9 protein-coding genes are annotated in these 20,791 nt (G+C 58.9%); 7 read left to right on the forward strand and 2 right to left on the reverse strand.

Translation table 11 applies throughout. From position 1 onward, the window contains the following. Positions 1–140: 140 nt before the first annotated feature. Positions 141–1,862, forward strand: coding sequence for a ShlB/FhaC/HecB family hemolysin secretion/activation protein (locus GIW02_RS09530; RefSeq protein WP_236410882.1), 1,722 nt, complete (start codon positions 141–143; stop codon positions 1,860–1,862). A gap of 30 nt (positions 1,863–1,892) precedes the next feature. After that, the gene (locus GIW02_RS09535) at positions 1,893–10,028 is read left to right on the forward strand and encodes a two-partner secretion domain-containing protein (protein ID WP_236410881.1); all 8,136 of its coding nucleotides are present in this window, start codon (positions 1,893–1,895) and stop codon (positions 10,026–10,028) included. A gap of 363 nt (positions 10,029–10,391) precedes the next feature. On the opposite strand, the gene GIW02_RS27035 is transcribed toward GIW02_RS09535, so the two are convergent. Then, complete coding sequence (locus GIW02_RS27035; protein WP_268935336.1) at positions 10,392–11,798, reverse strand: M10 family metallopeptidase C-terminal domain-containing protein; 1,407 nt, start codon at positions 11,796–11,798, stop codon at positions 10,392–10,394. A gap of 421 nt (positions 11,799–12,219) precedes the next feature. Here GIW02_RS27035 and GIW02_RS09550 point away from each other — a divergent pair, with 421 nt between their 5' ends. From GIW02_RS09550 to GIW02_RS09560, 3 genes are all read left to right on the forward strand, one after another. After that, a complete protein-coding gene (locus GIW02_RS09550) occupies positions 12,220–13,854 on the forward strand; it encodes a VWA domain-containing protein (protein ID WP_236410880.1) in 1,635 nt (544 codons plus the stop codon). Between the two features lie 147 nt (positions 13,855–14,001). Further along, positions 14,002–14,574 carry an RNA polymerase sigma factor gene (locus GIW02_RS09555; RefSeq protein ID WP_236410879.1) on the forward strand — a complete coding sequence of 191 codons (573 nt, stop codon included), beginning with the start codon at positions 14,002–14,004 and terminating at the stop codon, positions 14,572–14,574. Beyond that, positions 14,571–15,164, forward strand: coding sequence for a hypothetical protein (locus GIW02_RS09560; protein ID WP_236410878.1), 594 nt, complete (start codon positions 14,571–14,573; stop codon positions 15,162–15,164). The genes GIW02_RS09555 and GIW02_RS09560 overlap by 4 nt, the downstream gene beginning before the upstream one ends. A gap of 233 nt (positions 15,165–15,397) precedes the next feature. On the opposite strand, the gene GIW02_RS09565 is transcribed toward GIW02_RS09560, so the two are convergent. Beyond that, entirely contained in the window at positions 15,398–15,619 is a 222-nt protein-coding gene (locus GIW02_RS09565) for a hypothetical protein (RefSeq protein ID WP_236410877.1), read from the reverse strand. A gap of 458 nt (positions 15,620–16,077) precedes the next feature. Between GIW02_RS09565 and GIW02_RS09570 the strand changes: the two genes are divergently transcribed. Then, on the forward strand, positions 16,078–16,944 hold the full coding sequence (locus tag GIW02_RS09570) for a hypothetical protein (protein ID WP_236410876.1): 867 nt from the start codon (positions 16,078–16,080) through the stop codon (positions 16,942–16,944). A 1,018-nt stretch (positions 16,945–17,962) separates the two neighbouring features. Beyond that, entirely contained in the window at positions 17,963–20,608 is a 2,646-nt protein-coding gene (locus GIW02_RS09575) for an AAA family ATPase (protein ID WP_236410875.1), read from the forward strand. Positions 20,609–20,791 lie beyond the last annotated feature (183 nt).

The raw sequence follows: 20,791 nt of genomic DNA on the forward strand, positions 1-20,791 counted from the left end.
CTGTCTTTTTGATAATTTTTTATTGTTATTAATCAAGTAGTTGGCCGATTAGCAAGCGCGAATGGGTAACTAATCCGATTTCTTGGGTTAGTGGAAGTTCGATGTTAGTTTGCCGCCAGTTGATTTTCGATGGATCGAACATGTCGTTGTTATTGCCACGGACTCGGTATTTCCTGTGCACTTTGTTGCTCGCTTATTTGAGCCTCAACAGCGCCACGGCCGCCCCGACGCCAGGGGATCAGGACCTGATTCGCGATCGCCAGAATCGCCTGCTCGAAGAGCAGCGCCGGCGCCTGGAAGAGCTTCAGGACCTGCCCGGCAAAGAAGCCGCTCCCCAGGCCCCGGCGCTGCCTGCCGATACCCGTTGCTTCCCCATCAAAGACATCGAGCTCAAGGGCGCCGACAGCCTTACCGCCGCCGACCGCACACGCCTGCTCAAGCCCTATGCCGGCGAGTGCCTGGGCGTTGCGCAGCTCAATGAATTGCTCAAGGTCATCACCGACTACTACATTGCCAAAGGCTGGGTTACCAGCCGCGCCTACCTGCCGCAACAGGACCTCTCCAGCGGCCACCTGCAAGTGCTGGTGGTCGAGGGCAAACTCGAAGGGTTGAAGGGCGCACAAGGCAGCAGCGTGACCGACCGCGAACTGGCCATGGCCTTTCCCGGCAAGGTCGGCGAGGCGCTCAACCTGCGTGAAGTCGAGCAACTGGTGGACCAGTTGAGCCGCTTGCCCTCCAGGCAGGCACAGATGGAATTGACCCCAGGCAGTGAGGTGGGCGGCAGCGAAGTGCTGGTCCGCAACGAGCCGCAAAAGCCTTGGCGCGCCAGCCTGTCACGCCACAACGATGGCCAGAAAAGCACCGGCGAACAGCAGTGGGGCGCTGGCCTGGAGTGGGACAGCCCCCTTGGCCTGGCCGATCAACTGGTCGTGCGCGGCGGCCATGACGCCATGAGCGACCACCAGAAAACCTCGAAAAACAGCATGTTCTATTACAACGTGCCGTGGGGCTGGTGGAATTTCAGTTACACCTACAGCGAGAGCGATTACCGCACGTACAGCTTGACCCAGGGCTTGAAGGTCAAGCAAAACGGCGACAGCCAGAATCACCAACTGCGCGCCGAGCGCGTGATCCATCGCGACGATGTGAGCAAGACCTCGGTCAACGTTGGCCTGGCGCATGTGCGTACCAACAATTACGTGCTCGACACCCGCATCGGTGGCAGCAGCAACCGCCTCAGCGAGTTCCAGGTCGGCGTCAACCATGGGCGGCGCATCGGCAGTGCCTTCGTCAACATGGATGTAGGAATGCAGAACGGCATCGGCGCCTTCGACGCGCAGAGCGATGACCAGACGCGCCTGCGCGGCGACCTCACCCCCACACCGCGCTATCGCAAATACACCGCCACCCTGAGCTACCTGCAGCCCTTCACGCTGTGGGGCGAGTCGTTGAGTTTTTCCAGCCTGGCCACCGGGCAGCGCAGTGAAGACGTGCTGTTCGCAGCACAGCGCATGAGCCTTGGTGGCTCGTACTCGGTGCGAGGCTTCAAGGACCAGCAATTGAACGGCGACAGCGGCGGCTACTGGCGTAACGAAGTGCGCTGGGCACGGCCTGTGACCCTCGACTGGATGCGCCCCGCCTTTGCCGAATACGGTGCCAGCGTCGGCTATGACCAGGGCGTGATTCGCAACGATCGCTACAACGATACCCAGCACGGCCGTGTGTCGAGTAACTCCATCGAACTGTTCGCCCGTGGCAGGCACGTCAGCACCAGCGTGACCTTTGCTCATTCCCTGGAGAGACCCGGTGTGGTGACCGAGCGCGAAGCGCCGGTGTATTTCCACCTGGATTTCTTCCTGTAATTCAACGCCCGCTGCCTTGAGATTTTGAATATGGATGTTCGCCCTGTTTCTGCCCTGAAAACCCTGAGCCAGCGTGGCTTGGCGTTGATCCTGGCCAACGCGCTGTTCTGGCAGCCGCTGCTGGCCCAAGCCGACGGTATCGTGGTCAGCGGCCCGGGCACCACGCTTGGCCAGGCAGGCAACGGCGTGCCCGTGGTGAACATCGCCCGCCCCAACGGCAGCGGCCTGTCCCACAACCAGTTCAAGGACTACAACGTCGGCCCCAACGGCGTGATCCTCAACAACGCCACCGGCGTGGTGCAAAACACCCAGTTGGGCGGGATCATCGTCGGCAACCAGAACCTCAAGGGCCGCGCTGCGAAAATCATCCTCAACGAAGTAAACGGCGGCAGCCCCAGCCAGTTGCGTGGTTACACCGAAGTGGCGGGCAAATCGGCCAAAGTGATCGTGGCCAACCCCTACGGCATCACCTGCAGTGGGTGCGGCTTTATCAACACGCCCAATGTCACCTTGACCACCGGTAAGCCGATCATCGACAAGACAGGCCGTCTGGACCGCTACGAAGTGGACGGCGGTGCGGTGACCATCGACGGCCAGGGCTTGAACGCGAGTAACGTCGACCGCTTCGAGATCATCACCCGCTCGGCCAAGATCAACGCACAGATCAATGCGCGCCAACTCACCGTGATTGCGGGGCGCAATGACGTCGATGCACAAAGCCTGAAAACCACCGCGCGCGCCGATGACGGCAGCGCCAAGCCGGAACTGGCCATCGACTCTTCGGCCCTGGGCGGCATGTACGCTGGCGCGATCAAACTGGTGGGCACCGAGGCCGGTGTGGGCGTGAAACTCGACGGCACGCTGGCGGCCAGTGGCGGCGATATCCAGCTCGACGCCAACGGCCATCTGAGCATGGCGCAGGCGTCGGCCAGTGGCGCGGTGGACATCAAGGCCGCGAGCCTGGACGCCAATGGTCCGGTCTACGCCGGTACCCGCCTCAAGGCGCAAACCAAGGGCGAGCTGAAAAACCGCAAAAGCCTGGCTGCCCGTGACAGCATCACCCTGGCCAGCAACGGCCAACTGACCAACAACGGCATCATCGAAGCCGGGGTCAACGTCGACAACACCCGCAATGCCGGTGGCGACGTCACCCTCGACGCGCAGAACCTCACCAACACCGGCACGGTGATCGCCAATCGCGACCTCACCGCCACCGTCACACAACACCTGGACAACCAGGGTGCCAGCCTGAGCGCCAAGCAGACGCTGAACATCACTGCCGGTAGCCTCGACAACCGCAACCTAGGCAAATTGCTCAGCGATGGCGTACAAACCCTCAATGTTGCCGGCCTGCTCGATAACAGCCAGGGCGGCATCATCGACAGCACCGGCGCGTTCACCCTGCACGGCAATAGCCTGAACAACAGTGACGGTAACGTCACCGGTGCCAGCACGGTTACCCTCGACCTGCTCGGTGACTTGATCAACCGTAACGGCAAGCTGGCGAGTGCCGGGCCGTTGCTGGTCCAGCGCGCTGCACACATCGACAACCAGGGCGGCAAACTTGCCAGCCAGGGCCTGCTGACCCTGTTCGCCAACAGCATCGACAACCAGAACAACGGCACGATGGCCGCCAATGAAGGCCTGAGCATCACCGCCGGCGGCCTGGTGCAAAACGGTGCGAATGGCCTGATCCACAGCGAAAAAGCCGGCGTCACGATCACTGCCGGCACCCTCAATAACGACGGCGGACGCATTGCGGCCAAAGCCGGGAATACGGTGATCGACGCCACCGACTTCAACAACGGCAGCGGTGCGGTATTCGCCCGTAATCGCGTGGGCCTCTCGGGTGTGAATGTGGATAACGGCGGCGAGATCGCCGCCGACCAGGTTGATCTGCGCCTCACCGGCGCGCTGACCAACCGTGGCTTGATCGAAAGCGCCACGACCCTGGATGTCGACACCGCCAGCCTCAACAACAGTGGGCAGATGCGCGCCCTCGGCACGGCCGGCAAAACCCGCTACGCCATCGGCGGCCTGCTCAATAACAGCGGCAGTCTGGAAACCGCCAACGACCAACTGAGCCTCGCCGCCACCGCCTTCCAGAACACCGGTGGCAAGGTGTTGCACGTGGGCACCGGTGTGCTCGACCTCACGGGCATCAGCCTCGATGACGTCGGCGGCAGCCTCGTGACCCTCGGCGACCTGACCCTGGACAAAACCCACTGGACCAACAGCACCGCCATTGAGGCCGGGCGCCTGACGGTCAACGTCGACAACCTGCAACAGACCGCCACCGGCAAATTGCTTGGCACCCGCAGCCTGGTCGGCAAAGGCCAGGACTGGACCGTCGGCGGCACCCTCGCCAGCCAGGGCAGCCTCGACCTGTCGGTGGGTAACGTGCTCAATGACCACGGCTTGATCTTCAGCGGTGGCGACATGAACCTGCGGGTCGACCGCCTGAAGAACCTCGGCGCCAGCATCTACGCCATGGGCAACCTGCGCATCGACCGTGACGGCCAGGGCGGGCTGGCCACCAGCATCATCAACAGCTCGGGGACCATCGAAAGCGAGCGCAACCTGATCCTGGCCGCCAGCACCCTCGACAATATCCGCACCGTGCTGACCACCCAATCCGGCCTCTACAGCGCTTCCATCACGCCCACCGCTTGTATCGAAGGCGTGACCGGCGGCGACTGCAGTGGCGGCAAGCAGAACCGGCCGTTCCAGATCACCGAGCGCGATCACTTTATCGTCAGTGATGCGACGCCAGCCTCCAGCATCACTTCGGGCGGCGATATGCTGCTGACCGGTGGCGAGCTGCTCAACAGCAGCAGTAGCATCGCCTCCGGTGGCGCCATGACCATTCTCGTCAACCAACTGACCAACGTTGGTGTGGCCACCCACGACACCTTGTACACGCGCATTTTCACCTCCGCTCGCGAACGCAAGCCGGGAGGCTGGAACCGCTACGCGGCGAACTTCACCGATCGGTATTCCGTGGGCGGCACCCAATACGACGCCAACAACCTCGTTGGCCTCGAAGCCGGCCTGGCCGAATTCATCGGCACCATGGAATCGGAGCGCATTGAACTGCGCACCACCACCGAGCTGGCGCCGTCCGATCAGAGCTATGCCGGCGTGATCCAGGCCGGTGGCGCCGTTGGCGTGAAGGCGCAGGACGGTATCGATAACCGTGTGGTGCAGCGTGGCTATAGCTACGTTGGCAGCGGTGCCAACACGCACGCACCGGGCTACTCGACCGAGGTCAGCCTCAACCCGCAATTGCCGCCGGACGTCGCCCAGCAACAGGTCAACCCGTTGGGCCTGCCCGGCTTCGACCTGCCCACCGGGCAGAACGGCCTGTTCCATCTCAACGATGGCAAAGGCGTGAGCGACCTGCCCAACAGCCAGTTCGCGGCCAACCCGCACAAATACCTGATTGAAACCAACCCGCTGCTCACCAACATGCGTCAGTTCATGAGCTCGGATTACATGCTGAGCAAGCTCGGCTACGACCCTGACACCGCCCAACGCCGCCTCGGTGACGGTTTCTACGAACAGCGCCTGATCCAGCAAGCCGTACTCACGCGTACCGGCCAACGGTTTATCGATGGCCAGACCAGCGACGCCGACCTGTTCAAGCACCTGATGGACAACGCCATCAGCAGCAAGGATGCCCTCAGCCTGTCGGTGGGTGTGAGCCTCACTGCCGAGCAGGTCGCGGCCCTGACCCACGATATCGTGTGGCTGGAAGACGCCACCGTCGCCGGGCAAAAAGTGCTGGTGCCGGTGCTGTACCTGGCTCAGGCGAATAACCGTCTGGCGCCCAACGGCGCACTGATCACCGGCAGCGACGTCAACCTGATCACTGGCAGTAACCTCAATAACGCCGGTACGTTGCGCGCCACCGGCAGCCTGTTGGCGAACGTCGGCGGCAACCTCACCAACAGCGGCCTGATGCAAGCTGGCGGCCGTCTCGATCTGCTCAGCGGCAGCAACCTCACTAACCGCGCAGGCGGTGTGATTGCCGGCGGCGACGTCAACCTCACCGCCGGTGCCGACCTGCTCAACGAGCGCACCGTCACCACCCACGAAAGCGCCAGCGCCTACCGCACCGAGCGCAGCGACTTTGTCGACAGCGCCGCGCGTATCGAGTCGGCCAACACCTTGGCCCTGCGCGCAGCGGGCAACATCAACAACGTCGGCAGTGTGCTCAAGAGCGGCGCCGATACCGCGGCAACAGCGGGCGGTGACATCAACATCACGGCCTCGAAAAGCATCAACAGCGGCGCCGTCGGCAGCCGTTCAAGCTTCAACACCATTGCCCAGCAAGGCTCCGTGGTGGAGGTCGGTCGCGACCTGTCTATGCTCGCCGCGCGTGATATCAACGCCGTGGCCAGTGAGGTGGAGGCCAAGCGCGACATCAACCTGATTGCCACCCGCGACTTCAACGCTGTCGCGGCGGCCAACGAGCAGCATTCGACGTCCAACTCGAAAAAGGTCAAGAGCATCGAGGACCACGTCCAGCAGGTGTCCAGCGTGATCAAGGCTGGAGGCAAGGCCAACCTGAGCGCCGGTCAAGACCTGCAACTGGTGGCCAGCCAGGTGAATGCCGGTACCGAGGCCTATCTGGTGTCTGGTCGCAACCTTAACCTTAAAGCGGCCGAAAACCAGGACTACAGCTTCTACAGCAAGACCAAGAAAACCTCCCAGGGCAAGAAATTCCGCCTCGATGAAACCGGCGCGGTGAACAACGTCGGCAGCCTCGTCAGCGCCGGAACCAACAGCACACTCATGGCCGGTGAAGACCTGCTGCTGGCTGGCAGTGTGGTCACGGCCGAAAAAGGCGCCGCGCAATTGGTCGCCGGGCAAGATGTGAGCATCCTCTCGGTCAATAACGCCGACAGCGCCCGTCACGAACGCAAAGAGAGCAAAAGCAGCTGGGGCGGGCTCAAGTCGAGCAAGGTCCAGGACAAGGTCGACGAAAAACGCACCACCGCCATGGGCAGCATGGTCTCCGGCGAAACCGTCACCGTCTTGGCCGATCGCGATGCCACCGTCACCGGTTCTTCCCTGGTCAGCAGTGGCGACCTCGTCATGCAGGCCGGCCGTGACCTGACCATCGACGCGGCGCAAAACACGTTCGCCCGCACCGACATGCACAAGGAAAAAAATCGCGACCTCACCGGTGTGCTCACCGGCAACTCGCTCGGCCTGGATGACATCACCGGCAACCAGAAACTCTACATCAACAGCTCGAAACACAACGGCACGGCCAATGAAACGACCCTCAGCGGCAGCACCATTGGCTCCAGCGCAGGCAATGTGTCGCTGACGGCGGGGCGTGAGTTGGCAGTGATTGCCAGTGACTTGGTCAGCACCAAGGACATGCAGCTCGTCGGGTCCAACGTGAACATTCTCGCGGGCGCCGAAACCGCTCGGCAAACCACTCAAGACAGCTCCAAGAGCTTGGCGGTGGGTCGGGTGATCGGCGGCGCGGTGGTCGACACGGCACGCAGCATTCGTGATGCAACTGAGGCGGCGAAGAACGCGGATGACCCGCGCCTCAAGGCGGTGAAAATCGCCCAGGCCGCGCTGGCTGCCTACAACTTGGGCGGCCAGGCCGCTGATGCCAATGGCCAGAGCACCGGCTTCAAGGACAAACAGGGTGGTACGCCGGGCAACGGTTCGCTGATCAAGATCGGCACTGAGCTGGCCAACACGCGCAGCAAGAACAGCAGCGAATTCAACAGCCTCACCGTGCGCCAGAGCACGCTCAATGCCGGGCAAGAGCTGTCGGTGATTGCCACCGGCGCGGCGCAGGGCACGCAGGGTGATATCCAGATCACCGGCAGCAGCCTGAAGGCGGCCAACACCGCGCTGCTGGCTGAAAACAACCTGCTGATGCAAAGCGCGCAAAACACCGTCGACCGCAAGAACCAAGGGTCGAGCAACAAGACCGCAATCGGCGCCAGCTTCAATATCGGCGAGCAAAATGGCTTCACCCTGGACCTGGGTGCACAGGGCGCCAAAAACAACGGCAACGGCCATTCCGTGACCCAGGTGAATACGACGCTGGACACCGGCTCCCTGCTGTTGCAAACCGGTGGCAACACCACGCTCAAAGGCGCCCAGGTTCGCGCTGACAGCATCAAGGCCGACATTGGCGGCGACCTGAATATCATCTCGCTGCAAGACTCCGAGTCGTCGCGCAGCAAACAGAGCAGCGCCGGTTTCGGTGCGAGCATCTGTATTCCGCCGTTCTGCTACGGCTCGACCGTCGCGGGCTCGGCGAGCCTGGCGGCGGCCAAGATGAACAGCGACTACAAGGGCGTGACCGATCAGAGCGGGCTGTTCGCAGGTGCCGGTGGGTACGACATCAATGTCGGCAAGACCACCACACTCAAGGGCGCAGTGATTGCCAGCGAAGCGGCTGCCGACAAGAACCGCCTCAGCACGGATCGCCTGGTGGTCAGCGATATCAAGAACGTCAGCGAGATCGAGAGCCAATCGGCCGGTCTTTCCGTGTCTTTCAGCAGCAGCGGCGGTACCACGCCGGGCGGCAGCATCCCGGTTGCCCTCAAGGATAATGACCGCAGCTACACCCGTAGCGCAGTCAGCGAAGGCTCGATTGAGGTGCGCAACCCCGAGGGTGCCAATGACCTGGTGGGGCTCAACCGGGACACCGCGCATGCCAATGACAAACTCGACCGGCCCGATCAAAAGGCCATGCAGGAGCGCATTGACCTGATCCAAGGCTCTGCGCAATTGGCCAGCGGCATCATCAGCACGATTGGCAAGGCGAAGGCGGATGAGGCCAAGGCCCTCGCCGACCAGGCTAAAACCCAGAGCCAAGCCGGCTCGCCCGATGCCGGCGCGACGGTGCTCGCTGCCAATGCCGCGTACGCTGAAGCACAACGCTGGCAGGTGGGTGGCGACAAGCGCTTGATGGCGGATATCGCCACCGGGCTGATTGCTGCCGGCCTGGGCGGCGCCCCGGCGGGAACCACCGTTGGCATTGTGGCCAACACCGCCTCCGCCGATATCTTCAGCAAGATTGGTGACTACGCTCAATCGCGCGCGATCGACCCTGAAGCGGACGCCGCCACCCGGGCTGCCTGGGCCGAAGGTGGCGCGGCACGTGTGATGCTGCACGCCCTGGCTGGCGCGGCAATCGGCTTGTCCAGTGGCAATGTGCAAAGCGGCGCGTTGGGCGCAGGTGCGTCAGCGGCGCTGATGCCGACTATTGCCGAAGCGTTGTCTAAAAATGACATCAAGGGTGTGGATCAAGACGCGATGGCCGCGTTGATCGCTGCAGGCGTCGGCGCCGTGGTCGGTTCCGGCAGCGGCACCGCCGGCGCAGCTGTTGCGGGCGGCAACGCGATCTCGGTGGATGTCTACAACCGTGCTGCGCACGAGGACGAGCTGGCGGCCATCAAAGCTGAGGCGCAGAAGGGTGACTTCACCGAAGAGAACCTGAAAAAAGCTGTGTGCTTCTCCATCAAGTGCTGGGCGCATCTGGACAGAGGCTCGAAGGAGTACCAGGAGGCGTATCTGACCGAGGCCGATATGGTCGGGTTGAGCAATGAGCTTGAGTGGGCGGATGCGCAAAGGGACCGCGGGTTGTTCACATACTCGGTAGTCGATTCCGTATTGGACTTCGGCACACGCGATGCCGTACCTGTGGGCAGGGACGTCGGTGCCATCGGGAGCGGGGCGGTCAGCGTGGCGGCGGGTTATACCTTATGTGCGTCTGTCATCGGCTGTGGCTTCGGCATTCCGATGGGGGCGTTCGGGCTCGGCAACATTACGGAAGGCGGAACGAGCGTTTATAACCACTTCAACAATGAAAAGGGCGGTTACAACCCCGTCAAGGAAGTATTCAACGAGATTCCCGGTGGTTACGGACCGCTTATCTATAGCGGTGCGGATTTCGCATTGTCACTGGGCGCGGGCTTCGTTAAGGTCCCGCTTAGATTGGGCTTGAAAGACGGCCTCAACAGGAAGGATTCGATGTTCGGAGTTACCGTGCACGGCTTCGATAACAACAAGTTCACGCTTGGCAAAAAACTGCCTTACGGGGCGGCACTGGGGTCGTATCTGAATGGTGTTGCGGGTAAAGGGTACGTGTTCTACGAGGAGGCTTCGCGTGAGAAGAAATAAATGGATAGGAGGGTTCTTCTTATCGATCTCTCTGTTTTCCATGATCCTGGCGGTTAGCCTGCTATTCGCGATGATCATCGCGGCGGTGATTTCGCTTGCCCTGCGCACGGACTCACCGTGGGTGTACAACTGGATCGGCTTTCCCCTGACGTTTGTATTCGCCGCGTATTGGATCTGCACACGATGGACGTACGTGAAGTCGTTTATATCCGGCGACGAGGGGATGTAGCCACCCTGGGGTTCTCCAGGGAGCGGACCGGTGTGCCGACGGGGATCTCCGGCTGGCATCAGCCCGGTGGCTTCAACCGTGTAAAAGCCTTTGCTGGCCCATGAGGTCGGCAAAGGCTTTTTAGCATCTGGCTGTCAGTTCACCAGAATGTCTGTCGGCTTGATCAATTGCGTACTTTTCAGCAGGAAGTCCGCTGCGCGGTTGCCGGTCAAGTCGATGGCGATGAAGTAGCGTTGGCTCTGCGGGTTGTAGCTCACCATCGTTTCGCCGATGCGCCCGGTAAAGGCGCTGACGAGGGTCAGGCGCGTATTGGCTTTTTTTTCCACTGCACGAAGATCGATCTGGTCGGTGCCCGTGGTGAAATCCAGGATCAAGTCCGGGTTTTCAGGGGTGGAGTCGCTGGCGTGGTTATAGACGTAACTGTCCGCGCCGCGGCCACCGCGCAAATGGTCGGCGCCAGCCCCGCCGGTTAGCCGGTTATTGGCATCGTTTCCGATCAGCGCATCGTGGCCTGCGCCCCCCACGGCATTTTCGATGACGCAGTCCCGGGCAATCGAGACGTTGCCCAGATAGCCTCCTACATCGGAAAACGAACCGGCCCTCAGGTTGATCACCTGGTTCTGGCGGTAGCCCGACACGTCCAGCGTATCGTTGCCCGCGCCGTCCCATATGCAAAAATTCGCGGCATCCCAATCGCTTCTCAAAGAGTAATAATCCCTGCCGGCATTCGAGTTGAAGCCGTAGGTGTTGTTTTCCCGGCGGGTGCGATGGTTGACGCCGTACTTTTGCTGAATGGCACTGATGTCATCCATCATCGGCGCCATGGGACTGTTGCCTATATTTTTGCCACTGTCTCGTGCATCGAAGTAGCTCATGACGGTATGGGCTTTGGAGTCCTGTGCGTAAACACGCTGTGACTCATTCGAGGTGCCGTTGTAATTGCCCGGGTGAGTCAGGCCAAGGCTATGCCCGATTTCGTGGGTCATCACCGGGCGTGATACGAAACCCGGGTTGTAAAGGGTGTCGCCGCCGCCAGGAAAATTGCTTGGATAGAACCCTTGGGCGGTTGTTTCGTAGTTGGATATCTGGAAGGACAATTGGCCTTCTGTGTTGCGGCCGTTTTCAATGAACGCCAGGTTGGCCACATCGCCCCAGGACTGGATCGAGCGCCGGGCTTCCTGCTTCTGTTGTTCGCTGAATGCGTAGCCCCAGTTGTTCTTGAAGTGGTAGCCAATCTCGGTCTGGCTATTGCGGTTCGAGTCCCCCCAGATGCCCGTTCCTTGTGTGAGCTGCCCAATGGCGCCCTGTTTGGTATAGGACGGCTTGTTGTTTCTGGTTATATGCGGATCGTCTGGGCGCTGGGTAACGTCATAGTTGTTCCCAAGGGCGGGAGGTGTGCGGGTAGCCACGGTGCCCCAGAGGGGATTACTCGTCAGCTTTTGTGGGATAGATGGATGGGAGTGACGGTAGGCCGGCTTCTTTTGCTGTGGCGCCATGCGCACAAAGCGGTGTGGCATCAGAGGTTGAGTCAACGCGCGCAAGACCAGCCCCACAGGATGCGGGCGAGATGAAGCCTGTGGGGGTTGGCTGACGTGCGGCAGTTGGAGATAAAACGGCGTTATAGAATCTATTCTCAATGTAATAAGTCCTACTGGGTAGTTGCGTTTGTTCTTCCTTGACTGGGCTCGCAGACTCCATGGTGCGAGGTGCAAACCTGCCAGTCTCAGAACAAAATCCCAAAGGCTGATATGTATCTGGTCACGTCTTTGAAGCGATGTTTTTGATGTAGCCAAACTGTTGTTTTCATTAACAAAATGTTTGATTTAAAGGGTTTGCCCCCGGCATTGCTGGCGGCCAACTGCTGGGCGACTTTACCCGCGTCGGCTGCCGGGTATTAACCCGAACCGCAGGAGCTTCACGTCTGACCTTGTGAGCGCATTATTCATTCATGAGGTTAAGCCAATGTCCCGTCCTCACCTTCGCCCTGCTGCCCAGGGTTTTGCCGTCACTTTGCTTGTCGCGCTGGCGGGTTGTGGGTTGTCTTCCTCCCATGATGTCGCTCAGCCAGAGCAGGCTGCGCCCGTTGCTGAACTGAACAGCGAACCTGTCCAGAGCGCGTTGGCCAAACGCATGTCCCTTGCGGCGCCCATGCCTGCACGGCACCTCATGCGGGATTCGGCGGCGCAGGAGTACCGCAGCGCGCCACGCGAGCAATACGAAAGCCTGCCGGAAAACCCGGTGCATCGGGTGGCCGAAACGCCGGTCTCCACCTTCAGCGTTGATGTCGATACCGGCAGTTACGCCAACGTAAGGCGTTTCCTCAACCAAGGCCGCCTGCCGCCCCAAGGTGCTGTGAGACTGGAGGAAATGCTCAATTACTTCCCCTACGATTACGCACTGCCCACCGACGGCTCACCCTTTGGTGTCACTACCGAGCTTGCCGCCACGCCGTGGAACCCGAACACCCGGTTACTGCGCATCGGCATCAAGGCGGCGGATCGCGCCGTGGCAGACCTGGCGCCCGCCAACCTGGTGTTCTTGGTCGATGTGTCCGGCTCCATGGACCGCCGTGAAGGTTTGCCTCTGGTAAAGAGCACCCTGAAATTGCTCGTTGACCAACTGCGTGACCAGGACCGTGTGGCGTTGGTGGTCTACGCCGGCGAATCCCGTGTGGTACTCAAACCCACGTCCGGGCGCGAAAAAGCCACGATCCGCAATGCCATCGATCAACTCACCGCCGGCGGCTCAACGGCCGGCGCCTCCGGCATCGAACTGGCCTACCAGATGGCCCGCGAAGGTTTTATCGACAAGGGCATCAACCGCATCCTGCTGGCCACAGACGGTGACTTCAACGTAGGCATCAGCGACTTCGACAGCCTCAAGCAGATGGCCGTAGAGCAACGTAAAAGTGGTGTGTCGCTGACCACCCTCGGCTTTGGCGTGGATAACTACAATGAGCACTTGATGGAACAACTGGCCGACGCGGGCGATGGCAACTACGCCTACATCGACAACCTGCGCGAAGCGCGCAAAGTGTTGGTGGAGCAACTCAGCTCGACCCTGGCGGTGGTGGCCCGCGATGTGAAACTGCAGGTGGAATTCAACCCGGCCCGCGTCAGCGAATACCGACTGCTCGGCTATGAAAACCGCGCCTTGAAGCGTGAGGATTTCAACAACGACAACGTCGATGCCGGTGAAATTGGCGCAGGGCATACCGTAACAGCGCTGTATGAAATTGTGCCTAAGGGCCAGAAAGGCTGGCTGGAGCCTCTGCGTTACGCGGCATCAAGCTCGGCTGAAAGCGCATCCGAGGAACTGGCGATGCTGCGCGTGCGCTACAAACCGCTGGCGGGCGCTGACAGCCAACTGATCGAACGGCCTATTGGCGATCAGCCCGTCAAGGCCAGCGATGACCTGCGTTTTTCGGCGGCGGTGGCAGCCTTCGCCCAACAGCTCAAGGGGGATGGCCGCTACACTGGCAGTATGAGCTTGCAGGACACCGCCGCACTGGCCCGTTCGGCGCGGGGCGACGATCCCTTCGGCTTGCGCAACGAATTCGTGCAACTGGTTGAGCTGACCCAAAGCCTCAAACACTGATTCCGAACACGACATTGAACAACTGTGGGAAGGGGCTTGCTCCCGATGACATTGGATCAGCTACAGATAAGCTGCCTGATACCCTGCCATCGGGAGCTATCCCATCCCACATCCTGCTTGGGCTGACCGAAGGAGTTCTCCCACTACATGGCCGTTCCAGATGACTCACCCAGCGACGAATCGCTGCTGGCCCGCTACCGAACCGGTGACGCCGCTGCGTTCGAGGCCTTGTATGCGCGGCATCGCCAAGGCCTGTACCGGTTCCTGGTGTCCCTGAGCAACAAGGCCGAGCTGGCCGAGGAGATTTATCAGGAAGCCTGGCTCAGCCTGATCCGCAGCAACACCCAGCCACAGGGCCGGGCGAGTTTTCGTACGTGGTTGTTCCAGATTGCCCGCAACCGCCTGATCGATTACTGGCGCAAACACGGCATCCACAACCCGTTGCATGACAGCTACGACGAGCAACTGCACGCCCAGGCCGACGACAGTGCCGGGCCCGAGCAGCAACTGAGCCTGAGCCGCGACCAGGCGCGCCTTGACGCCGCGTTGCAAGCCTTGCCCGAGGACCAGCGCGAAGTCTTTCTGCTGCGCCTGCACGGCGACCTCGACGTGCCGCAAATCGCCGCACTCACCGGCGCCCCGCTGGAAACCGTAAAAAGCCGCCTGCGTTACGCCCAGCAGAAACTGCGCCGCCTGCTGGCCGAGGAGATAGCCGTATGACCGATTCCCGACAGACCCCGGACCCCGACGACGCGTTGCTCCAGCACTTTCGTCAACACAGCAGCGGCGAGCCGCCCGCGTCCCTCGACGCCTTCATCCTCAACGTCGCCCGCCGTGAAGCCCCAACGCCCCAGCCGAGCCTGTGGCAGCGCTGGCTACTCGCATGCCAACGCCCACGCTGGCAAATGGCGTTTGCCACCGTGGCGGGTTTGGCGCTGATGATCGGCGTGGTGATGCGCGAGCCTGTGCCGCAATCCGACATCTCCACCGCAACCTTCTCCGCGCTTCATGAGGACGCTGCGCCTACTGCGCCACCGCCGATGTCCGCTCCTGCACCGGTGGCCCGAATGGCTGTGGCGCCCAAGGCTGAACGTGCGCAGGTCATGGACTCGATGGCGCAGGAATCGACCGCCAAACTCAGTCAGCGCGCGCCGGTGGCCTTGCCTTCCCTGGAGGAGGGGCTGCAAGAGATTGTGAACCTGCGCCGTGCGGGAGAAACCCGAGCAGCGGATGAAAAGCTGCTGGCGCTGCATAAACGCTTTCCCGAAGCAGACTTGCCAGCGCGGTTGGAGGGCTTGCAGCAGCGTTAACTCGACACCCAAAAAAAGCCCCAGGTCTTTCGACCTGGGGCTTTTTCATTTGTATCTGGTGCCCCGGCGTCGTTTGAACTGGAAGGTAAAATGCCCGTATTCATTGGGTGCGTTTGGTGGTTTTTCGGTTAGGCATACACGTGGGCATACACGGCGCTTCTTTCTGGCCACTTTTTCGAGGTAGGTAAAGAAACACTAAATGGTTGCTGATGCGTTGCCATCCAACTGAGTAGTTACTTCCTCGTTCGACCTTCTGCCGCAAGTGAGGCAAGCGCAAGGGTGATAAATCCTGCATTTCCATCCAGGGTATCCAGTGCCCCTCGAATGTTCTGTGCCACTTCTGTAGATCCTCTTCGCTCAACCCAGTTTGACAGCTCCTCGATAGCTGCCCCCAGGGCCAGTTGGTTTTCATTCATGCGCTTGAGCAATGACGCAAGCAAAGGGGTGTCTTCCATGATGTTCTCCCGCCGTGTTGTCAGGTAGTCAATCTACCTCGAGCCAGTCGCATTGCATATCAGCTGTCCTCACCACCTGGTGATCGGAAATCGCGCTGGTCATCTTGATTCCCTAGATGCGTAGTTGCATGGACTTGACCAGTCGTTTGCATCGGATTTGACCAGCACACTGGGTGTCCCGTGATCGGCAAGAAACGGCCAGTAGCTGACCTTCAGGCCTGAGAACATAAACGCGCTCCCTTTTTTTGAAGTCATTGCAGCGAGTTCGAATAGGCCATATCCTAACGACGGTTTTGAAAGCTCCTGCCTCCCCTATCGCACATACGTGCACGGTAAATGCTTTCTCCTCCTCCGCTTGCGGAGGCGCGACAAACTCATGCATGGCCCTAAATCAGCCCGATCTAGTGTCTGTAACCGGGGGAACCAGATGCACATAGATCGCTAATCTGGTGCCTCGTATGTCGATACCCGCGCTCTCCTCGCACGATGTAAAACTGCTATCGCAGATTCTTCACTCCACATCCAAATCTCTTGGCTGCGTCAGCAAGCTCGCCTCTCAGCGAGAAATGCTCAGCCAGCTTCTCGGTTTCCATGATTGGAATGGGGCATGCGCAATGCTGCCTGCGCACCTACACGAGACTACGCATGTTGCTATTGCCTTACTTGAGATACCGTCCCTAGCACCAAAGCCGTTCTTGAGCGTTGGCACCGACGCGCTATGGCGCTTACCCGAGAAGATTCGCGATTACCTGATAAACCAATCTTTCAATCCAACAAGCCTCACCGCCTCACACTACTCAAGGCCTGATCCGGCAGGAGATGTGAAACCACTACACTGGGCTTACATGTGCGCTCCGTCCCCCGGCCGTCTCCTGGAGCAGAGAGTGGCATTTGCTCCTCACGAGCCCGACTACGGCAACGGCAATCACACTCCTACCGTGATGACTTTCGCCAACGCTCACGGCCAAGACGCATTCACGGTCACTGTCTGGTCAATTACCCTACACCCAGCCTCCCGACAGGCGACGAACTTCACCGGCGCGGTATCGATGCCGCTATACAACACCTTCATTGAATCCATAACTGGCCGCACACCCGAACTGCGCCAAGCCTTCTGCCTGGTAAACAGCCGACAGGACGGCTTTGCATACGCAATCGCCAAGTGCGATGAAAGAGGCCACGAGCTAGGTGTAGTCGAACATATTCGGCACATGAATGTTGCAGAGGCCTGGGCAATGGTCGAACCACACAACAAGGCGCTTGGCCTATCGCTTCTGGATGTTGCCGATATCACAAGCGCGTGCATTGATGCTGACATTGAATAGGTAGTGAATCTCCAGGCGGGCCCAGGCCATGGCAACCATCAACAATCGGTCATGTTCTGTAAGCCCGCTTCTGGTCGATTGCTATTTTTCGCGAATGACACAATTTGGAAAGGCAGCATCCGAGCACATATCCGGCCCTCCTCCAAAACTGGTGTAACCGGTGTTACGAGTGTAACGACCTTCACCAAACGCCCGGTTTCTTTGGCTTTCATGCCTGTTACACAGTTGAGCGACAGAGCGTACCCCCGATGTAACGCTGCCCCTGCGTGTAACGCTAAAGTCAGCATCCGGGTGTTGTGGGCAGGCGCTTTGCGCCAGAGCCTACCAAGGGAATTTCGCTGGCCCCACCTTTTGATGAGAGGAAATCAGGCTGGGGACCCTGAGAGCTTTAGCTTCACACGGGGCATGAAACCCGCGGGATCGAGGTAGCGGCAACCACACCAGCTTACTGAAATTTCAATGTTGAAATTGAAAGGAGTTTGAAGAAAAAAGGGCATCGTTGCCGTATTGGTAACGGTACTCGCAGATGGCTGAAAGAGTAGGGCATATGCACAGGTGAACTGGAGTTAACCAGGTTCACCTGGTCCAACTGTTCAACAAGCTGTGCATCTTTACACCAACACGGTCACGCTGGTTTCCAACCCTGCATTTAGTCAAACGCCCAAGGGCCCCTTTCAATGGATGGTTCAGTCATGATCATGACCCTATGTCGCTGGAGGTGTATCCATCACGGGGGCCAGGGGTTCTAAAATCTGATGTTACAGGTGTTACGGGTATCGCAAATTTATTTATCTATATATTTTTTATAGATATTTAGATGGTCACACCTCTGTGCGCAACGATCAAAAGGTGGTGTTATAAGCTATATAGGTGTTACATCTAGAGACTGTGTCTCGAGCTGAATACTTCCAGTCACGGATGAGGCGCTTGAAGATGGGGCGATTAGCAACGAACACGTAATGCTAGGCGAAGAAGGGCTGTGCCTGATCACAGTCATGCGACTACAGCGGAGGTAGGGATGGCGTCTGCAGAACACGACTATCAGCACTTCATTCAATGGCTTCATCGACCTGACGGAGAGGTACCAGAAGACGTGCGTCGTTTTGGACGGCTGGTCCTGGACAACTTTGAAAGTGTCAGTGCAACTACACGTCATCGGAGCCAGCGGTCGGTACATCTAGTCGATCTGGCGCGCGAGCGGTTCCTTGCTAGTGATCCGGGCCAACCTATGCTGGAACAAATAGCAGCAGGTGCAGGATGGCATTGGGAGAAGTTATGTCATCTCTCCCTTGGGCCGTTCCGAGGTTTTCGGAATGCTGAGGCGTTTGACCTCACACGGCGCATCGTTTTGTTTTATGGTCCCAATGGTAGCGGCAAGACCAGCCTTTGCGAGGCGCTCGAGTTTGCCCTGCTCGGAGCTGTAGATGAGGGGGCGCAAAAGCGAATTGATGCTGCTCAGTATCTACGTAATGTCCATGAAGGTCGGTTTGTACCCCCTCAGTTGACGGCGTTGGACCCACAAGGCCAGCGAGTTGCCGTTCAGGCGGATACCGATGCTTATCGGTTCTGCTTCATTGAGAAAAACCGTATTGATTCCTTCTCGAGGATCGCTGCGAAACCTGCCGGTCAAAAGACAGAGCTAATAGCCGCGCTGTTTGGTATGGACCACTTCAACGAGTTCGTAGGTCAGTTTAATGAGTCAATTGATGGGCAGTTGTCGCTTCTGCCTGTGCAAGGTCAGGAGCTGACACGGAGACGTCAAGCGATCGCTCATGACATCGAACTACTTGCTGGTGAGGCTGAGAGTATTTCTGCACTTGATCTGGCTGAGCGGGAGTACGCGGAGGCTTTTCAAGCCGGGTTGACGTATGCCCAGTTGCAACAGGCGGTGGGTTCTAACGACGTCCCCGGTAGACTGCAGGCGTTGATAGAGATACTGAACCAACCTGCGCCGGCCCTTCTGGGTATTCGGCAGCAGGATCTTCTTACAGTATTTCGCGCAGCAGATGAGTCTCACGAACTTGTTGAGGAGCTTGCTGGTCAACTGGCCTTGCAGCAGGATGGCGCTACCTATCAAGACCTCTACACTGCAGTTCTTGAGCTACAAGCGCTTTCTCCTGATCGTTGCCCAGCATGCGAGACTGCAATTGTTGGGGAGCAGCATGTCCACGTTGATCCTTTTTTAAAGGCTGCACAGGGTCTTGAGCATCTGCGAGAGCTGACTCAGCTCAAGCAGAGGTTCCAAGCAGCTGTTGATGAGCGGCGGCTTGCCTCAGATGCATTAAGCGCATACTTCGCTAATTTTGCCCATCGCGTCGGCGCTACGGTCGACAGTGAGCATGAAGTTATTCGCTATTTGGCAAATCCAGGTGTTCGACCCGATACGGCATGGTGGAGGCCAGGGTACAACCCCGTAGCCGGGGGTGTTTCGCTGTCACAACAAGCAGTTAACTACGCGCGGCTGTTGGAGGAAGCGGATGCCGTTACTCAGCAAAACTTGGAGCAGCGTGCACGAGTGATTGCAGAGCGGGATCGACTTTCCGTTGCCCGCATCGTAGTAGTTGAACAGGCAACCCGACGCCAACAAACTATCGCAGCCATTGCGGGGGCCCGTCAGCGTATCGATGCCTTTGATGCGCAGAACGCCGGACTGATCGCTGCTGCTGCGGAGGAAGAGACACAAGTTGTAGCAGAGGTAAGAATTCAAGTCGCCTACAATGAATTTTTGGGCCTGCTAAGGCATTACCGATCGGAGCTACCGGGAACGTTGTTGGCAGGTCTGAACAATTTGGCCATGGAATTGTACAACGAGTTCAACGTCCGTGATGCACCGGAAGACAAACTGGCAGCACTTCACCTACCCATTGCTGGGGACGGTCGTATCGAATTGAGTTTTCAAGGCTCCCCGCAAGCGCGTGTTGATGCTCTGCAGGTACTGAGTGAGGGGCACGTCCGCTGTTTGGGATTGGCCATCTTGTTGGCAAAGGCTTCCAACATCCAGGCGCCTACGGTGATCTTCGATGACGCGATCAATGCTATCGACCATGAGCATCGTCAGGGAATTAGGGAGGCCCTGTTCCAGAGTAGACGCTTTGCCAATACGCAGATCATCGTGACCTGCCACAGCAATGAATTCATCAAGGACATCCAGAACCATGTTGATAGAGCTCAGTGGTTGTCTTACACGTTTCGTCATCACACCGGCGATCATCATCCGCGCGTTCTGCGAGATCTACCGCCACAAGCCTATCTTATAAACGCTAGGGCTGCTGTTGACCGAGGAGACCATCGTGGGGCTCTTCAGCCGTGCAGACAGGCGTTAGAAATGCTCGCTAACAAGATATGGCGATGGTTGGGGCAATGCGACTTAGGCTTAATCAGTGTCAAGTTGGCTGGTGTGGGAGATCAGCCCTCATTGCGAAATTTGTGCGATGGTCTCCGCGCAAGACTGAATGCCGCGGGCACATTCGAACATATCGACAAGCAGCCTTTGCTGGATGGATTGGGGCAGATTCTCGGAATACCTGAGCAGACGTTGTTATGGCAGTACTTGAACAAAGGAACTCACGAGGAGCAGGACCGGGAAGACTTTGATGAGGGGGTGGTTGAGCAACTGGTTGGTTTAATGGAAGGGATGAATGCTTTGAGGCTACGTAACCGTTAAAAGTACATTCTGAAAATAGCCTCCATGATGTAGCGGACAGGCCCTTCATGAATGCTGCCAGTAACATCCTATACACTGCCCAGCCAATATGTCACCAACTTTAACTGGCCAAACCTCACTTTCGATTTAGAAGTGGCGTTTTTCAGAAATCAAAAAAGTAATAGTAATGGTGTCGTAGGTGTT

It is taken from the genome of Pseudomonas syringae (assembly GCF_021606685.1).
In the GTDB taxonomy this organism is placed as follows: domain Bacteria; phylum Pseudomonadota; class Gammaproteobacteria; order Pseudomonadales; family Pseudomonadaceae; genus Aquipseudomonas; species Aquipseudomonas syringae_R.